The sequence below is a fragment of the Mycobacterium dioxanotrophicus genome (assembly GCF_002157835.1).
Taxonomy (GTDB): domain Bacteria; phylum Actinomycetota; class Actinomycetes; order Mycobacteriales; family Mycobacteriaceae; genus Mycobacterium; species Mycobacterium dioxanotrophicus.
The window spans coordinates 883399-898322 of the sequence record NZ_CP020809.1 but is presented as its reverse complement, the minus strand read 5'-3'; the positions used below and the strand labels follow the sequence as shown (position 1 = coordinate 898322).

Here is a 14924-nt window from a genome sequence, read left to right as displayed (position 1 = left end):
GCTGTTGCCGATGGATGTCGGTGACAGCCGCTAGGGTCACGGCGTGGCCGGTTCGAAAGCACGTTCGCAATACCGGTGCTCGGAATGCGCGCATGTCACCCCGAAATGGGTGGGACGCTGTGCGAACTGCGGCACGTGGGGCACCGTCGACGAGGTGGCCACGCTGTCCGCGATCGGCGGCGCGGCCCGCCGGTCGGTAGCCCCGGCCTCCCCCGCCGTTCCGATCACCGCCATCGACCCGGGCGCGACACGGCACTGCCCCACCGGGGTCAGCGAGCTCGACCGGGTACTCGGCGGCGGTCTCGTCGCGGGATCGGTGACACTGCTCGCCGGTGACCCTGGCGTCGGCAAGTCCACGCTGCTGCTCGAGGTCGCCAACCGCTGGGCACACGAAGGCCGCCGGGTGCTCTACGTGTCCGGCGAGGAATCCGCCGGGCAGATCCGGCTGCGGGCCGAGCGCACCGGCTGCACCCACGACGAGATGTACCTGGCATCCGAGTCCGATCTGCAGATCGCGTTGGGCCATATCGACCAGGTACGCCCCAGCCTCGTCATCGTCGACTCGGTGCAGACCATGTCCACCACCGAGGCGGACGGCGTGACCGGCGGCGTGACACAGGTGCGTGCGGTGACCACCGCGCTGACGGGCTACGCGAAGTCCACCGCCCAAGGCCATTCGGTGGCACTCATCCTGGTCGGCCACGTCACCAAGGACGGCGCCATCGCAGGGCCGCGCTCACTGGAGCATCTGGTCGACGTGGTGCTGCACTTCGAGGGTGACCGCGCGTCGTCGCTACGGATGGTGCGCGGGGTCAAGAACCGGTTCGGCGCCGCCGATGAGGTCGGCTGTTTCCTGATGCACGACAACGGAATTGAATGCGTCAGCGATCCGTCCGGACTGTTCCTCGACCAGCGCACGGCACCCGTCGCAGGCACCGCCGTGACCGTCACGCTCGACGGCAAGCGCCCGATGATCGGTGAGGTGCAGGCACTGTGGAACCCGACGGACGCGCCGGCACGACGGACCGTCAGCGGCATCGATTCGGCGCGCGCCGCGATGATCAGCGCCGTGCTGGAACGGCACAGCGGCCTGCCGCTGGCGCGCAGCGACCTGTACGTGGCGACCGTCGGCGGCATGCGGCTCACCGACCCTTCGGCGGATCTCGCGGTCGCGTTGGCCATCATGTCGTCCTGCTATCAGCTGCCGTTGCCGATGGACATCGTCGCCATCGGCGAGGTGGGCCTGGCGGGTGACCTGCGCCGGGTCAGCGGGCTGGAACGCCGGCTGGCCGAAGCCGCCCGGCTGGGCTTCAACACCGCCGTGGTGCCACCTGGGATCACCGACACACCGGCCGGGATGCGGGTCATCGCGTCCGACAACATCGCAACCGCATTGCGGGCGGTCCGGGAGATCGCGGAGAATAACGGCCGATCCTAGGAGGACCGATGGCCGTTAAGACCGGTGGCAGAGCCGGCCGCAACGTCGTGCACCTGGCCCGTCCGACGCTGCGCGAGACCTTGGGCCGGTTGGCACCAGGGACCCCGCTGCGCGACGGGCTGGAACGCATCCTGCGCGGCAGGACGGGTGCGCTGATCGTGCTCGGCTACGACGAGAGCGTCGAGGCCATCTGTGACGGCGGTTTCGAGCTCGACATCCGCTACGCACCGACCCGGCTGCGTGAGCTGTCCAAGATGGACGGCGCGGTCGTGCTGTCCAGCGACGCCAACCACATCCTGCGGGCCAACGTGCAGCTGGTGCCCGACCCGTCGATCCCCACCGACGAGTCCGGCACACGGCACCGTTCGGCCGAGCGCACCGCGATCCAGACCGGCTACCCCGTGGTTTCGGTGAGCCACTCGATGAGCATCGTGACGGTCTACGTGGCCGGGGAACGGCACGTCGTCCCCGACTCGGCGACCATCCTGTCGCGGGCCAACCAGACCGTCGCCACGCTGGAACGTTACAAGGGCCGCCTCGACGAGGTGAGCAAGCAGCTCTCGACCGCCGAGATCGAGGACTTCGTGACACTGCGCGACGTCATGACGGTGGTGCAGCGCCTGGAGATGGTGCGCCGGATCAGCCTTGAGATCGACGCCGACGTCGTCGAACTGGGCACCGACGGCCGTCAGCTCAAACTGCAGCTCGACGAGCTCGTCGGCGACAACGAAACGGCCCGCGAACTGATCGTGCGGGACTATCACGCCAACCCCGAACCCCCGACGGCGGCGCAGGTCAGCGCCACCCTCGAAGATCTGGACGCGCTCACCGACAACGAGCTGCTCGACTTCACCACGCTGGCGCGGGTCTTCGGCTATCCCACGACGGCCGAGGCACAGGACTCGGCGATGAGCTCCCGGGGATACCGCGCCATGGCAGGCATCCCGCGACTGCAGTTCGCCCACGTCGACCTACTGGTCCGCTCGTTCGGCTCGCTGCAGGGGTTGCTGGCCGCCAGCGCCGACGACCTGCAGTCGGTCGAAGGCATCGGGTCCATGTGGGCCCGGCACATAAGAGAAGGGCTCTCCCTGCTGGCCGAGTCGACGATCGCCGACCGGCTGGCCTAGAACCGGCTCAGTTACCCGGGGCAGGTGCCGGGGCGGCCGGGGCACCCTCGGCCGGCGGCGGTGCCGGCTGCTGCGCGGGCGCGAGGATGAACGGCACGGGCGCCGATCTCAGATTGCCCAGTTGCACCATCAGGTTGTAGGTGCCGGGCCCGATCGGCTGCCGAGGCAGCGGGCACTGGGGTGCGGAGCTCATCCCGGTCCAGGTCACCTCGGTGGTCACCTGCTCGCCCGGGTTGAAGGTCTTGACGAGCGTTTCGTTGGACGGCGCGCAGTCCAGGTTGGACCACAGGCGAGTGTTGTCCAGCGAGTAGACGTAGGCGGCCAACACGGCTGCGCCGACGTCACGCTTGCAGGCCACCAGGCCGATGTTGGTGACGACCATGGTGAACTTCGGCTGATCGCCGACGACGTACTGCGGCTGGCTGGTGATGCCCTTGACAGCCAGGGTCGAATCCGGGCAGTCGTCGCCCTCCTTGAGCACCGGCGGCGGCGTCACCGCCGCGGTCGGGGTTGCCGTCGGCGGCGGAGCGTGCTGCGCCGGGGGCACCACCGGAGTTTTGACCTCGGGGTTCTCGCCCGGCAGCGGGGTCGGCGCGGCAGCGGTCGGGGTGGGAGTCGACTGTTCAGCGGACTTGGATTCGGCACCTGAGCTGTTGCTCACCACGACAGCGATGATCGCGACGACCACCGCGACGACGACCACCCCGATCCCGATCGCCAGCGCTCGGCGCCGCCGGTAAATCTCCGCAGGCAGGGGGCCCCGTGGTTCCAGATCCAACACGACCTTCACGGTAAGCCCAGGTCATCCCCAGTTGCCCGAGGCGGCCCGGCGTGTCGCCGACGGGCTTGTCGTCAGGCGTGACCGATGTCGCCCACGTGATGGCGCAACTCGACCCGGCCGTCGGACAGGTGGTAGGTCGCGCCGACGATGGCCTGGGTGCCCGCCGCGATGCCCTGGGCGATGGCCGCTGAGCGCATCTGCAGCTGGTTGACGGTTTCCTTGACGTGATGGGCCTCGAACTCGTCGACCCGCTCGAGCCCAGCGTGGCGACCCATCAGGATCGACGGCGTCACCCGCTCGACGATGTCGCGCACGTACCCGCCGGGCACCTGTCCGTCATCAAGCGCGTTGATGGCGGCCTGGACCGCACCGCAGCTGTCGTGCCCCAGCACCACGATCAGCGGCACGCCCAGGATCGAGACGGCGTATTCGATGGAGCCGAGCACCGCGTTGTCGATCACGTGGCCCGCCGTGCGCACGACGAACATATCGCCCAGACCCTGGTCGAACAGCAACTCGGCGGCGACACGGCTGTCGCCACACCCGAACACCACCGCGGTGGGCTTCTGACCGTGTGTCAGTCTGGCGCGCCGAGCGATGTCCTGGCTCGGATGCTGCGGCTCGCCCGCGACGAAGCGCGCGTTACCGTCCTTGAGTGCCTTCCACGCCGACACCGGGTTCGAATTGGGCATGGCGGTCAGCCTATCGCTCTGGACGCCTGATGCCCTGATGAGCATCGATTCCGACGAGCTGACCGGGTGGTACCGGGAATTCCAGCGCGACCTGCCGTGGCGCAGGCCCGGCGTCACGGCCTGGCAGATCCTGGTCAGTGAGTTCATGCTGCAACAGACGCCGGTGGCCCGGGTCGAGCCGATCTGGCTGGACTGGATCGCGCGGTGGCCCACGCCGTCGGCGACTGCGGCGGCCGGTGTCGGCGAGGTGCTGCGGGCGTGGGGCAAGCTCGGATACCCGCGCCGGGCCAAGCGCCTGCACGAGTGCGCCGTCACGATCGCCGCCGAGCACGGTGATGTGGTGCCCGCCGACGTCGAGACACTGCTGACGCTGCCGGGTGTCGGGGCCTACACCGCGCGGGCGGTCGCGTGTTTCGCGTATGCGGCCAGGGTGCCTGTGGTGGACACCAACGTGCGCCGGGTGGTGGCGCGCGCGGTGCACGGCCGGGCCGATTCTCCGGCGAGCGTGCGCGACCTGGACGACGTGTCCGCGCTGCTCCCCGACTCCGATGCGGCACCGGTGTTCTCGGCCGCGCTGATGGAACTCGGCGCGACGGTGTGCACCTCGCGGACCCCGCGGTGCGGGATCTGCCCGCTGAGTTCGTGCCTGTGGCGCACGGCGGGTTACCCGGCGCCCACGGGACCGGCCCGCAAGGTGCAGCGGTACGCGGGAACTGACCGCCAGGCCCGCGGCAGGCTATTGGATGTCTTACGCACCAACAGTTTTCCCGTCACCAGGGCACAGCTCGACGTGGCCTGGCTCACCGACACCGCCCAGCGTGACCGAGCCCTGGACTCGCTGCTGGTCGACGGCCTGGTGGAACAGACACCCGACGGCCGCTTCGCGTTGGCCGGCGAGGGCGAAAATACATGAGGATGGCCTGAATACCCGTCGGGGGTCCCCATGACGCCGCTTCGGCACATACAACGGAGACATGCCGAAACTGACGCTACTGCTCTGTACGACAACGTTTCTCGCGTTGGGACTGGCGGCCCCGGCGGCGGCCGCGCCCAGCGGCACCGGATCGGCCGAGGACACCGTGCGCGAGTTGGAAAGCCGGGGCTATCACGTCCAGGTGAATTCCAATGCCAAGACCAGCCTTTCGCTGTGCAAGGTGACGGGAGTGCACGGCCTGGCCGACTCCAACATCAACGACACCGGACACCGCATCGACCCGTCGCAGCACACCACCGTCTACGTCAATGTGTCGTGCCAGCCCGACGGCTAGGCCGAGGCGACGGCTTCGCCGTCGTCGCAAACGGATTCCCCTGTGCCGCAAGCAAATCTGCGACGGTAGTCCGACGGCGTCACCCCGATGACGCGGCGGAAGTGGTGCCGTAGCAACGTCGCGGTGCCGAACCCGGCCTGCCCTGCGATCCAGTCGATGTCGAGGTCGGTCTCCTCGAGCAAGCGGCGCGCGTACAGCACCCGCTGATCGGTGATCCACTGCATCGGCGTGGTGCCGGTCTCCTCGACGAAGCGTCGCGCGAAGGTCCGCGTCGACATCGCCGCCCGCTTGGCCAGGGTGCCGACGGTGTGCGGCTTGTCCAGGTTGCCGATGATCCAATCCAGATGTGGGGCAAAGCCATCCGAACATCGCACCGGGATCGGCTGGTCGATGAACTGGCGCTGGCCGCCGTCGCGCTGCGGCGGGACCACCATGCGGCGGGCGATCTTGTTGGTCACCTCGCTGCCGAGTTCCCGCCGCACGAGGTGCAGGCAGGCGTCGATACCCGCGGCCGTGCCGGCGCTGGTGATCAGGTTGCCGTCGTCCACGAACAGCACATTGCGGTCGACGCGTGCGGTCGGATACATCCGGGCCAGCTCGTCGGCGTGCATCCAGTGCGTGGTGCACGGCCGTCCGTCGAGCAATCCGGCCGCGCCGGCCAGGAAGGCTCCGGAGCACACGGTCAGGATGATCGATCCGGCATCGGCGGCGGTGCGCACCGCGGCCAGCGCTTCTGGCAGGTAATCGGTGCCTGCGATCGCCGGGATCGCCACCAGGTCGGCACCGATCAGGGCATCGAGGCCGTGGTCGGGTGTGAGCGTGGCGCCGATCGAGGTCCGCACCGGCTTACCGGGCTCGGGGCCGCACACCTTGAAGTCGAAGTTGGGTACCCCGTCGGCCGAGCGGTCGATCCCGAAAACCTCACAGATCACCCCGAACTCGAAAACCGCGAGGCCGTCGAGCACCAGCGCGGAGACGCTTCTGATCATGGCAGTATCTTACCGAAAGGTGTCAGTGCTGCCACTTGTTGGCCGGATATTGACCTAACAAGAATTACTGCCATGACCTATGCACTCGCCCTCCTGATCATGGCCTCGCCGTTCCTGGTCGCTGCCGCCCTGAGCTGGGCAGCGCACCGCAGCGGCATCCTGCGCATCCACCTCGACCAGTTCCGCACCTATGCGCCGCTCGCGGGTTGGCTGGCGGACTACGACGCGAATCGGGCCGAGCACGATCTCGATGCGGTGCGCACCCGCTTCGAGCAGAACCCGGCCTGGCCGACCGCAGGCGCCCTAGGCGAGCGACGCTAGGAACTTCTCCACGGCGTCGCGGTAGACCTGCGGCTGCTCGTCATGAATCAGGTGCCCCGCCTCAGGAACATGCAGATACGTTGTCCGGTAACCGATCTCGGCCATCGTCCGCATCTGTCCGGGAGGGGCCACCGAAGTCCCCGCCTCAAGCAGCAGGGCAGGCACCCGCACCGCGCGCCACTGCTGCCAGTAGTCCCTCGTCCCCCACTCGGCGGCGATGTCGAGCCACCACTGCGGCCGGCCGTGCAGACGCCAACCGGTGGCGGTGCGGTCGAACGCCTCCAGGAAGTAGCGACCGGCCACCGGGCCGAACTCCTGGTAGACCTCCTGCGCCGAACCGTATTCGACCGGCAATGCATGCACCCACGGCTCCCACGGCCCGGTGGTGCGCCCGAGAAAATCCGGTGCCATGTCCTCGACCACAACCGCCGTCACCAACTCCGGTCTGGCCGCGGCCAGGCACCACGAATGCAGCCCGCCCATCGAATGACCGATCAGGCGCGCGGGCTCACCCAGTTCCGCGACCGCGTCGGCAAGATCGGCGACGAAGCGCTCGGTGCTGATCGGGAACGGGTCGGGCACATCGCGGCCGCGGTGCCATGGCGCGTCGTAGGTGTACACCGCGCCCAAGGCGGTAAGCCACGGAACTTGCCGGGTCCACGTGCTGCCGCGGCCCATCAGTCCGTGCACCAGCACGATCGGTGCACCGCGACCACCATGGTGGGCGAGGAGTTCTGTGACCATGCCGTTATCTTGCCGCGCGGTCGCGGTAGCCTGATTCCCATGCCCGTCGTGAAAATCAACGCCATCGAGGTCCCGCCCAACGCAGGCCCGGAACTGGAGAAGCGGTTCGCGCACCGTGCACACGCCGTAGACAACCAGCCGGGATTCCTGGGGTTCCAGCTGCTGCGTCCGGTCAAGGGCGAGAACCGCTACTTCGTCGTGACGCAGTGGGAAACCGAAGAGGCGTTCCAGGCGTGGGCACAGGGCCCGGCCGTCGAGGCCCACAAGGGTGAACACAAGAACCCCGTGGCAACCGGGGCGTCGCTGCTGGAGTTCGAGGTTGTGTTGGACGTTGCGGGGCCCGGCGCTCAGGCATAGCCGGAGCGGGGTGGCACGGCGGACGACCTGCCTGACGGCTGTCGTCGCGCTCGCCGCTGCCCTGGCTTCCGGTTGTTCACAGGGTGCCGCACCGGCGGCCGAGCTCTCCTACGGCGCCCACATCGACACCAACACCCCACCTGGTCTGCGGGCCAAGCAGACCATGGACATGCTGAACTCCGACTGGCCCATCGGCCCGGTCGGAGTGCGCACGCTCGCCAGCCCCGAGAAGGTCGACGACGTCGGCACCAAGATGGACCGGATCTGGTGGGACCGCCCGTTCCGGGTGTCCTCGGTGGACATCGGCGCGGGCCAGGCCACGCTGCACGTGTTGACGTCCTACAACGTCGCGCAGGATATCGAGCTGCGCACCAACGACGCCGGGCTGGTCGATCGGTTCGACGTCAACCTCGTCCCACCGGTGATCAACTCCTGGTCGGACATCGACACCGAGCTGACCAAGTCGGGCGCGCGGTACTCCTACCAGGTCGCCAAGGTGACCGACGGCAAGTGCGTGAAAGTCGCCGGGACCAACACCGACCTGTCGTTGCCACTGGCCTCGATCTTCAAACTCTATGTGCTGCTTGCCGTCTCAGATGCGATCAAGGCCGGAACGGTGCACTGGGACGATCTGCTGACCATCACAAAAGAGGGCAAGAAACTCGGTTCGGCGGGGCTGGACAAGATGCCGCCGGGCGCCCAGATCACCGTGCGCACCGCCGCCCAGCAGATGATCTCGGCGAGCGACAACATGGCCACTGACCTCTTGATCGGGCGCGTGGGCACCGGCGCGGTGGAACGCGCCCTGGTCACCGGCGGCCACCACGACCCGGCCAGCATGACGCCGTTCCCGACCATGCACGAGGTGTTCTCGGTCGGCTGGGGCGAGCCGAACCTGCGCGAGCAGTGGAAGCAGGCCTCTCCCAAGGACCGCGTCCAGTTGCTGCAGCAGACCAATTCCCGCCCCTACGAACCGGATCCGATGCGCACCCACACGCCGGCGTCCAACGACGGCCTGGAATGGTTCGCCAGTGCCGAGGACATCTGCCGGGTGCACGCCGCGCTGCAGGCCTCGGCCGTCGGCGAGGCGGCCCCCGTCAAGCAGATCCTGTCCGCGCTGCCCGGCATCGACCTCGACCCGGCGAAGTGGACCTACGTCGGCGCCAAGGGCGGCAACCTGCCCGGAGACCTGACCTACAGCTGGTACGCCGTGGACCACACCGGGCAACCCTGGGTGGTGAGCTTCCAGTTGAACTGGCAGCAGTTCCGCAGCCCCACGGCCGCGGGCTGGTTGTGGTCCATCGCCAAGCGGGCCTTCGCGATGGCGCCCATCGGTTGACTCAGTTGCTGCGCAGCGTCCAGGCATGGCCGCGGAAGTGCAGCACCGTGCGGCTCACCGGTGCAATGTCGATGCGCCAGAACGATTTCGGCGGGGCATCCAACGCGATGAGGACGGCGGCGCGGACCACCGCCGGGTGCGTGACGGCCACGAGCCTGCCGCGCTTGGCGGTCACGGTATCCATCCACCGCCGTACCCGTGCGATCAACTCCACGACGGTTTCCCCGCCGTGCGGCGCCTTGCCCGGATCGGTGAGCCAGATGGCCAGTTCGGCGGGGCGCACCCCGGAGAGCACGTCACCTCGCCAGAGACCGCAATCCAGATCGGCCAGCAGCGGCTCGACCTCGGCGCGCAGGCCGAGCAACTCCGCGGTCTGGCGCGACCTCTTCTCCGGGCCGCAGTAGGCCTGGTCCACCGGGCCGAGCTCGATCGACGCATCGACCTGACGGTGGCCCAGGGAATTGAGTGGTTCGTCGATGGGGAAACGTCCGGCTGCCACGGCGTCGGTCATGGCATGCGACACCAGCGACAGCCGGACGACTTCACTCACGCGATCAGACGGTCCTGCTGCACGCGCCTACCCTCGACGAGCCGGGTGGCGAGCACGCCGAACACCAACCCGATCGTCGCCCAGATGACCACCTGTGTGCCCAGCGAATACAGCCGGAACTCGTAGACGTCTTCGGGCGGGAAACCGGACGGCGTCTCGTGGATGGCCGGCAACACCAGCATCACCACGCCGACCGCGACGATGTAGGCCGCGGCGGCGGCCAGCGCCGCGTTCCAGGCACCGAGCTTGGGCGCCAACTGACTACCGAGATAGACCGCCGCGACCATCAGCAGCGCCGACAACCCGACCATCAGCAGGTAGAGCAGCCCGCGCTGGGTGATGGTCTCCTCCAAGCTGGTCGCCGGAGGGTTGGGCGGGTACTTCAGCGCAGGTACCACCCACAGTGCGATCAGCATCGCGCCTGCGATCAACGCCGACAACGCACGCACAGACAGGCCGTTGACGCGGTTGTAGGCCACGCAGAACACCACAGCGAACAGCGCGCCCATGGCGACCGCGAAGGCCAGCACCCCGAACCCCAAGCCGATGTTCGACTGCACGCCTCGGGTAAACAGTTCGACGCCCTCACCATGGCTGTGGCCGTGGCCGGACGCGGCTTCCATCGCCTCATGTGCGGCCGACTGGCGTTCCTCGAAATCGATGGCCCGGCCGATGATCGGCTCAAGGAATACCTTGGCCCAGACGAAGGCGAGCACCCCGGCAAGGGCGCCGGCGAGAACGCCGCGCCCGATGATGTGTTTTTCCATGTTCGCTTGTGCCGCCGGAGAATCAGTGGCAGGGGAAGCCGAGCAGGTGCCGGGCGTCGTGGACGAACTCGTGGATGTACATGTTGTCGCCGAACACCGAGGTGGCCCCCTGGTCGACGCCGACGAAGTAGAGCACGACGAGCGCCAGGAACGCCGTGAGGCTGAGCCACAGCACAGCTTTGGTTGCCGAGAGATCGAGCGTGGGCGCGTAGCTCTTACGTGCCTCGGGAGAAGTCATCCGGGGGGTCCTTTCTGGGAGTTCGCGTCCCAGTGGCAGCTGTGACGGGCTCAGGGTCTGACTGTGTACAGTGGCGCGACCGTTCTGGATTCTCACCAGATTCCTTCGTCCGTCGATTACAGGTGCATCGTAAACCTGTGAATCTCCCGTGTCAGCCGCCGTACCCGAGTTGCTGTGCGGTGTACTTGGCGGCGTCGGTGACAGGCACGGCCTGCACGGCGGTGCCGTAGGCGCAGATCTCGGTCCAGGTATCGCCGATCTCGGTGGTGTCGAAGCGCATCGCGACGATCGCATTGCCGCCCCGGGCGCGGGCCTCGTTCATCAGCCGGCCCATCGCCTCGTTGCGGCTTTCGGCAAGGTTCTTGGTCATGCCCTGCAGCTCGCCGCCGAACATGCTCTTGAACCCGGCGCCCATCTGCGAGAAGGCGTTTCGGGACCGCACTGTCAGCCCGAAGACCTCGCCGCAAACCCGCTGAATTTCCCAGCCCGGAATGTCGTTGGTGGTGACGATCAGCATGGTAGAGCCCTTCCCTCGTGGGTGTGGATGCGTGACAACGCAAATACCGAGCAGTGAATCCCGTTGCTATGCACTGCCTGTGACATACCTGGACCACATAATCACGCCGTGAATCAACTCTTTCGCCGTGTTCGCGTGTTTGCAGCAGCCCTGACTGTAGTGATGCCGTTCCTGTCGATGCCGACGGCAGCAGCCGACCCGCCGCAAGGCGGCGCGCACATCACCGGCATCGAGCACGTCAACGATCGCTGGGACAAGGTCTCGGTGTACTCGCCCGCCATGAACCAGGTGATCGTCAACGACGTGTTCAAAGCCCCGCGCTCGGGTGCGCCGACGTTCTACCTCCTGCCCGGTATCGACGGTGGCGACAACCTCGACCCGGGCGGCAACTTCGCACCCGGCGCCAAGAGTTGGTTCGGAATGACCGACATCCAGGGCTTCTTCGCCAACAAGAACGTCAATGTCGTGTCCCCGCTCGGTGGGCAGTTCAGCTGGTGGACCGACTGGGTCAACGACGGCAGCAAGCAGTACCAGACCTACATGACCCGTGAACTGCCGCCGGTGATCAACGCGCAGTACAACACGAACGGGCGCAACGCGGTCGGCGGACTGTCGAGCACCGGCGGCACCGCCGTCGACTACGCCGTGCAGGCCCCCGGGCTGTTCCGGGCCGTCGGCTCCTACAGCGGCCTGCTCAACCCCTCCGACAACGCCCAGCAGGTCTCGCTGACCTTGATGGGTGGCGGGCTCAGCGCGGACAACATGTGGGGCCCGGCCGGCGGTCCGCTGTGGGTCGCGCACGATCCCACCAAGAACGTCGGGAAGCTGAAGGGCACCGCCGTCTACGCGGCCGCCTCGACCAGCGGAGGCGAAGGCGCCGTCGACCGGCTCCCCGAAGGCTTCGGACCCAACATCACCGGCGGGCTGATCGAGCGCATCGTCTCCGACAGCACCAGGGCGTTCGCCGACGCCGCAGCGGCAGCCGGAGTTCCGGTGCACTACGTCGCCCGCCCGGAGGGCTCGCACACGTGGGGCCTTTTCGAGTCGGAGATGCAGGAGTCCTGGAACACCACCATCGGACCGGCGCTGGGCAGCTAGCCCGCAACAAAAATGCCCCCACCGGATGGTGGGGGCATTTTTGTTTGGCGCTTATTCAGCTTCGTCGCCGGAGGCGACTATTCAGCGGAAGCTGCGGCCTTGGCCAGGTCGGGACCGTCCTGGCTGGCGCTCTTCGGCTTGCCCACGAAGGTGAACTTCGCGTCCTCGCCGGCACCTTCGCCGTCCCAGCCCTCGACGTCGACCGTCACGAGCTGCCCCGGACCGACCTCGTCGAACAGGATCTTCTCCGACAGCTGGTCCTCGATCTCGCGCTGGATGGTGCGGCGCAGTGGCCGCGCACCCAGCACCGGATCGAAGCCGCGCTTGGCCAGCAGAGCCTTGGCCTTCGGCGTCAGCTCCATGGCCATGTCCTTGGTCTTGAGCTGGTTGCCGACCCGGCCGATCATCAGGTCGACCATCTTGATGATCTCGTCCTGCGTCAGCTGGTGGAACACGATGATGTCGTCGATACGGTTGAGGAACTCAGGCCGGAAGTGCTTCTTGAGCTCGTCGTTGACCTTCTGCTTCATCCGCTCGTAGTTGTTCTCACCGCCGCCCTGCGTGAAGCCAAGGCCGACCGCCTTGCTGATGTCCGACGTGCCGAGGTTCGACGTGAAGATCAGCACGGTGTTCTTGAAGTCGACCGTGCGACCCTGACCGTCGGTGAGGCGGCCGTCCTCAAGGACCTGCAACAGGCTGTTGTAGATCTCCTGGTGGGCCTTCTCGATCTCGTCGAACAGCACGACGCTGAACGGCTTGCGGCGCACCTTCTCGGTGAGCTGGCCGCCCTCTTCGTAGCCGACGTATCCCGGAGGGGCACCGAACAGCCGCGACGCGGTGAAGCGGTCGTGGAACTCGCCCATGTCGATCTGGATGAGCGCATCGTCCTCGCCGAACAGGAAGTTGGCCAGCGCCTTGGACAGCTCGGTCTTACCGACACCGGACGGGCCGGCGAAGATGAACGAGCCGGACGGACGCTTGGGGTCCTTCAGGCCGGCACGGGTGCGGCGGATGGCCTTGGAGACGGCCTTGACGGCGTCCTCCTGGCCGATGATCCGCTTGTGCAGCTCGTCCTCCATGCGCAGCAGCCGAGTGGTCTCCTCCTCGGTCAGCTTGAACACGGGGATACCGGTCCAGTTGCCCAGCACCTCGGCGATCTGCTCGTCGTCGACCTCTGCGACGACGTCGAGATCACCCGAGCGCCACTGCTTTTCCCGCTCGGCACGCTGGGCCACCAGCTGCTTCTCGGAATCGCGCAGCCGCGCGGCCTTCTCGAAGTCCTGCGCGTCGATCGCCGATTCCTTCTCCCGGCGCGCATCGGCGATCTTCTCGTCGAACTCGCGCAGGTCTGGCGGAGCGGTCATCCGGCGGATGCGCATCCGGGCGCCTGCCTCGTCGATCAGGTCGATGGCCTTGTCCGGCAGGAACCGGTCGTTGATGTACCGGTCGGCCAGCGTGGCGGCAGCCACCATGGCACTGTCGGTGATGGAGACGCGGTGGTGCGCCTCGTAACGGTCGCGCAGACCCTTGAGGATCTCGATGGTGTGCTCGACCGTCGGCTCACCGACCTGCACGGGCTGGAAACGGCGCTCCAGCGCGGCGTCCTTCTCGATGTACTTGCGGTACTCGTCGAGGGTGGTCGCGCCGATGGTCTGCAGTTCGCCACGGGCCAGCTTCGGCTTCAGGATCGAAGCGGCGTCGATGGCGCCCTCGGCAGCACCCGCACCGACCAGCGTGTGCAGCTCGTCGATGAACAGGATGATGTCGCCGCGGGTGTTGATCTCCTTGAGCACCTTCTTGAGGCGTTCCTCGAAGTCACCGCGGTAGCGGCTGCCCGCGACCAGCGAACCCAGGTCGAGGGTGTAGAGCTGCTTGTCCTTGAGCGTCTCGGGGACCTCGCCGTGCACGATGGCCTGGGCCAGGCCCTCGACGACAGCGGTCTTGCCGACGCCGGGCTCGCCGATCAGCACCGGGTTGTTCTTGGTGCGGCGGCTCAGCACCTGCATGACCCGCTCGATTTCCTTCTCGCGGCCGATGACCGGGTCGAGCTTGCCTTCCATGGCGGCGGCGGTCAGGTTGCGGCCGAACTGGTCGAGCACCAGCGACGTCGAGGGATTGCCCGACTCGCCTCCCCGACCACCGGTACCTGCCTCGGCGGCCTCCTTGCCCTGGTAGCCGCTCAGCAGCTGGATGACCTGCTGGCGCACCCGGGTCAGTTCCGCACCGAGCTTCACCAGCACCTGGGCCGCGACGCCCTCACCCTCGCGAATCAGGCCGAGCAGGATGTGCTCGGTGCCGATGTAGTTGTGGCCGAGCTGCAGCGCCTCGCGCAGGCTCAGCTCCAGCACCTTCTTGGCGCGTGGGGTGAACGGGATGTGGCCGGACGGCGCCTGCTGACCCTGGCCGATGATCTCCTCGACCTGGCTGCGAACGCCTTCCAGCGAGATACCCAGCGATTCCAGCGACTTGGCGGCGACGCCTTCGCCTTCGTGAATGAGGCCCAAGAGGATGTGCTCGGTGCCGATGTAGTTGTGGTTGAGCATCCGGGCTTCTTCTTGCGCCAGGACGACGACCCTGCGGGCACGGTCGGTGAATCTCTCAAACATCGGTGGTTACCTGCTCTCCGTCGCATAGCGGTACTGACGCGCAGCACTCCGCACGTAGTACATACCGTCCACTCTAGTGGGCGGCAGCTTCG

17 protein-coding genes are annotated in these 14924 nt (G+C 67.4%); 8 read left to right on the top strand and 9 right to left on the bottom strand.

The annotated features are described in order from the left end of the window. Nucleotides 1–43: 43 nt before the first annotated feature. Both radA and disA read left to right on the top strand, forming a co-directional pair. On the top strand, nucleotides 44–1438 hold the full coding sequence (gene radA / locus BTO20_RS04220; protein WP_087073653.1) for a DNA repair protein RadA: 1395 nt from the start codon (nucleotides 44–46) through the stop codon (nucleotides 1436–1438). A gap of 47 nt (nucleotides 1439–1485) precedes the next feature. Beyond that, nucleotides 1486–2565: a DNA integrity scanning diadenylate cyclase DisA gene (gene disA / locus BTO20_RS04215; protein WP_198344457.1), complete on the top strand. Its 1080-nt coding sequence runs from the start codon at nucleotides 1486–1488 to the stop codon at nucleotides 2563–2565. Nucleotides 2566–2572: 7 nt separating this feature from the next. On the opposite strand, the gene BTO20_RS04210 is transcribed toward disA, so the two are convergent. Together BTO20_RS04210 and BTO20_RS04205 are read right to left on the bottom strand one after the other, a co-directional pair. Then, nucleotides 2573–3346: a hypothetical protein gene (locus BTO20_RS04210; protein WP_198344251.1), complete on the bottom strand. Its 774-nt coding sequence runs from the start codon at nucleotides 3344–3346 to the stop codon at nucleotides 2573–2575. Between the two features lie 71 nt (nucleotides 3347–3417). Then, a complete protein-coding gene (locus BTO20_RS04205) occupies nucleotides 3418–4038 on the bottom strand; it encodes a carbonic anhydrase (RefSeq protein WP_087073650.1) in 621 nt (206 codons plus the stop codon). A 37-nt stretch (nucleotides 4039–4075) separates the two neighbouring features. Between BTO20_RS04205 and BTO20_RS04200 the strand changes: the two genes are divergently transcribed. Continuing rightward, a complete protein-coding gene (locus BTO20_RS04200; protein WP_087081581.1) occupies nucleotides 4076–4951 on the top strand; it encodes an HhH-GPD family protein in 876 nt (291 codons plus the stop codon). 61 nt (nucleotides 4952–5012) lie between these two features. Beyond that, nucleotides 5013–5306, top strand: a complete 294-nt coding sequence (locus BTO20_RS04195) for a hypothetical protein (protein ID WP_087073648.1) — start codon at nucleotides 5013–5015, stop codon at nucleotides 5304–5306. Here BTO20_RS04195 and BTO20_RS04190 read toward each other — a convergent pair. After that, the gene (locus tag BTO20_RS04190) at nucleotides 5303–6295 is read right to left on the bottom strand and encodes a GlxA family transcriptional regulator (RefSeq protein ID WP_087073646.1); all 993 of its coding nucleotides are present in this window, start codon (nucleotides 6293–6295) and stop codon (nucleotides 5303–5305) included. The two genes, BTO20_RS04195 and BTO20_RS04190, sit on opposite strands and share 4 nt — an antisense overlap. Nucleotides 6296–6367: 72 nt before the next feature. Between BTO20_RS04190 and BTO20_RS04185 the strand changes: the two genes are divergently transcribed. Beyond that, a complete protein-coding gene (locus BTO20_RS04185; RefSeq protein ID WP_029369368.1) occupies nucleotides 6368–6616 on the top strand; it encodes a hypothetical protein in 249 nt (82 codons plus the stop codon). Here the strand turns inward: BTO20_RS04185 and BTO20_RS04180 are convergent. Beyond that, a complete protein-coding gene (locus BTO20_RS04180; RefSeq protein WP_087073643.1) occupies nucleotides 6599–7360 on the bottom strand; it encodes an alpha/beta fold hydrolase in 762 nt (253 codons plus the stop codon). The genes BTO20_RS04185 and BTO20_RS04180 overlap by 18 nt on opposite strands. 39 nt (nucleotides 7361–7399) lie before the next feature. Between BTO20_RS04180 and mhuD the strand changes: the two genes are divergently transcribed. Continuing rightward, nucleotides 7400–7717, top strand: a complete 318-nt coding sequence (gene mhuD, locus BTO20_RS04175) for a mycobilin-forming heme oxygenase MhuD (RefSeq protein WP_087073641.1) — start codon at nucleotides 7400–7402, stop codon at nucleotides 7715–7717. Further along, the gene (locus BTO20_RS04170) at nucleotides 7692–9056 is read left to right on the top strand and encodes a serine hydrolase (RefSeq protein ID WP_408632154.1); all 1365 of its coding nucleotides are present in this window, start codon (nucleotides 7692–7694) and stop codon (nucleotides 9054–9056) included. Before mhuD ends, BTO20_RS04170 begins: the two co-directional genes overlap by 26 nt. A 1-nt stretch (nucleotide 9057) precedes the next feature. On the opposite strand, the gene BTO20_RS04165 is transcribed toward BTO20_RS04170, so the two are convergent. The 4 genes from BTO20_RS04165 to BTO20_RS04150 all read right to left on the bottom strand — a co-directional run bounded on the left by BTO20_RS04165 (nucleotide 9058) and on the right by BTO20_RS04150 (nucleotide 11128). Continuing rightward, nucleotides 9058–9606 (bottom strand): histidine phosphatase family protein, encoded by a 549-nt coding sequence (locus tag BTO20_RS04165; protein WP_087073638.1) that lies wholly within the window; start codon nucleotides 9604–9606, stop codon nucleotides 9058–9060. After that, nucleotides 9603–10373: a CbtA family protein gene (locus tag BTO20_RS04160; RefSeq protein WP_087073635.1), complete on the bottom strand. Its 771-nt coding sequence runs from the start codon at nucleotides 10371–10373 to the stop codon at nucleotides 9603–9605. The genes BTO20_RS04165 and BTO20_RS04160 overlap by 4 nt, the downstream gene beginning before the upstream one ends. Before the next feature lie 22 nt (nucleotides 10374–10395). Then, on the bottom strand, nucleotides 10396–10611 hold the full coding sequence (locus BTO20_RS04155; RefSeq protein ID WP_087073634.1) for a CbtB domain-containing protein: 216 nt from the start codon (nucleotides 10609–10611) through the stop codon (nucleotides 10396–10398). Between the two features lie 151 nt (nucleotides 10612–10762). Then, the gene (locus BTO20_RS04150) at nucleotides 10763–11128 is read right to left on the bottom strand and encodes a YbjQ family protein (RefSeq protein ID WP_083165839.1); all 366 of its coding nucleotides are present in this window, start codon (nucleotides 11126–11128) and stop codon (nucleotides 10763–10765) included. A gap of 135 nt (nucleotides 11129–11263) precedes the next feature. Between BTO20_RS04150 and BTO20_RS04145 the strand changes: the two genes are divergently transcribed. Then, the gene (locus BTO20_RS04145; protein WP_157680131.1) at nucleotides 11264–12226 is read left to right on the top strand and encodes an alpha/beta hydrolase; all 963 of its coding nucleotides are present in this window, start codon (nucleotides 11264–11266) and stop codon (nucleotides 12224–12226) included. A 77-nt stretch (nucleotides 12227–12303) separates the two neighbouring features. Here BTO20_RS04145 and clpC1 read toward each other — a convergent pair whose 3' ends face one another. Beyond that, nucleotides 12304–14832: an ATP-dependent protease ATP-binding subunit ClpC gene (clpC1, locus tag BTO20_RS04140; RefSeq protein ID WP_087073630.1), complete on the bottom strand. Its 2529-nt coding sequence runs from the start codon at nucleotides 14830–14832 to the stop codon at nucleotides 12304–12306. Nucleotides 14833–14924: the final 92 nt, after the last annotated feature.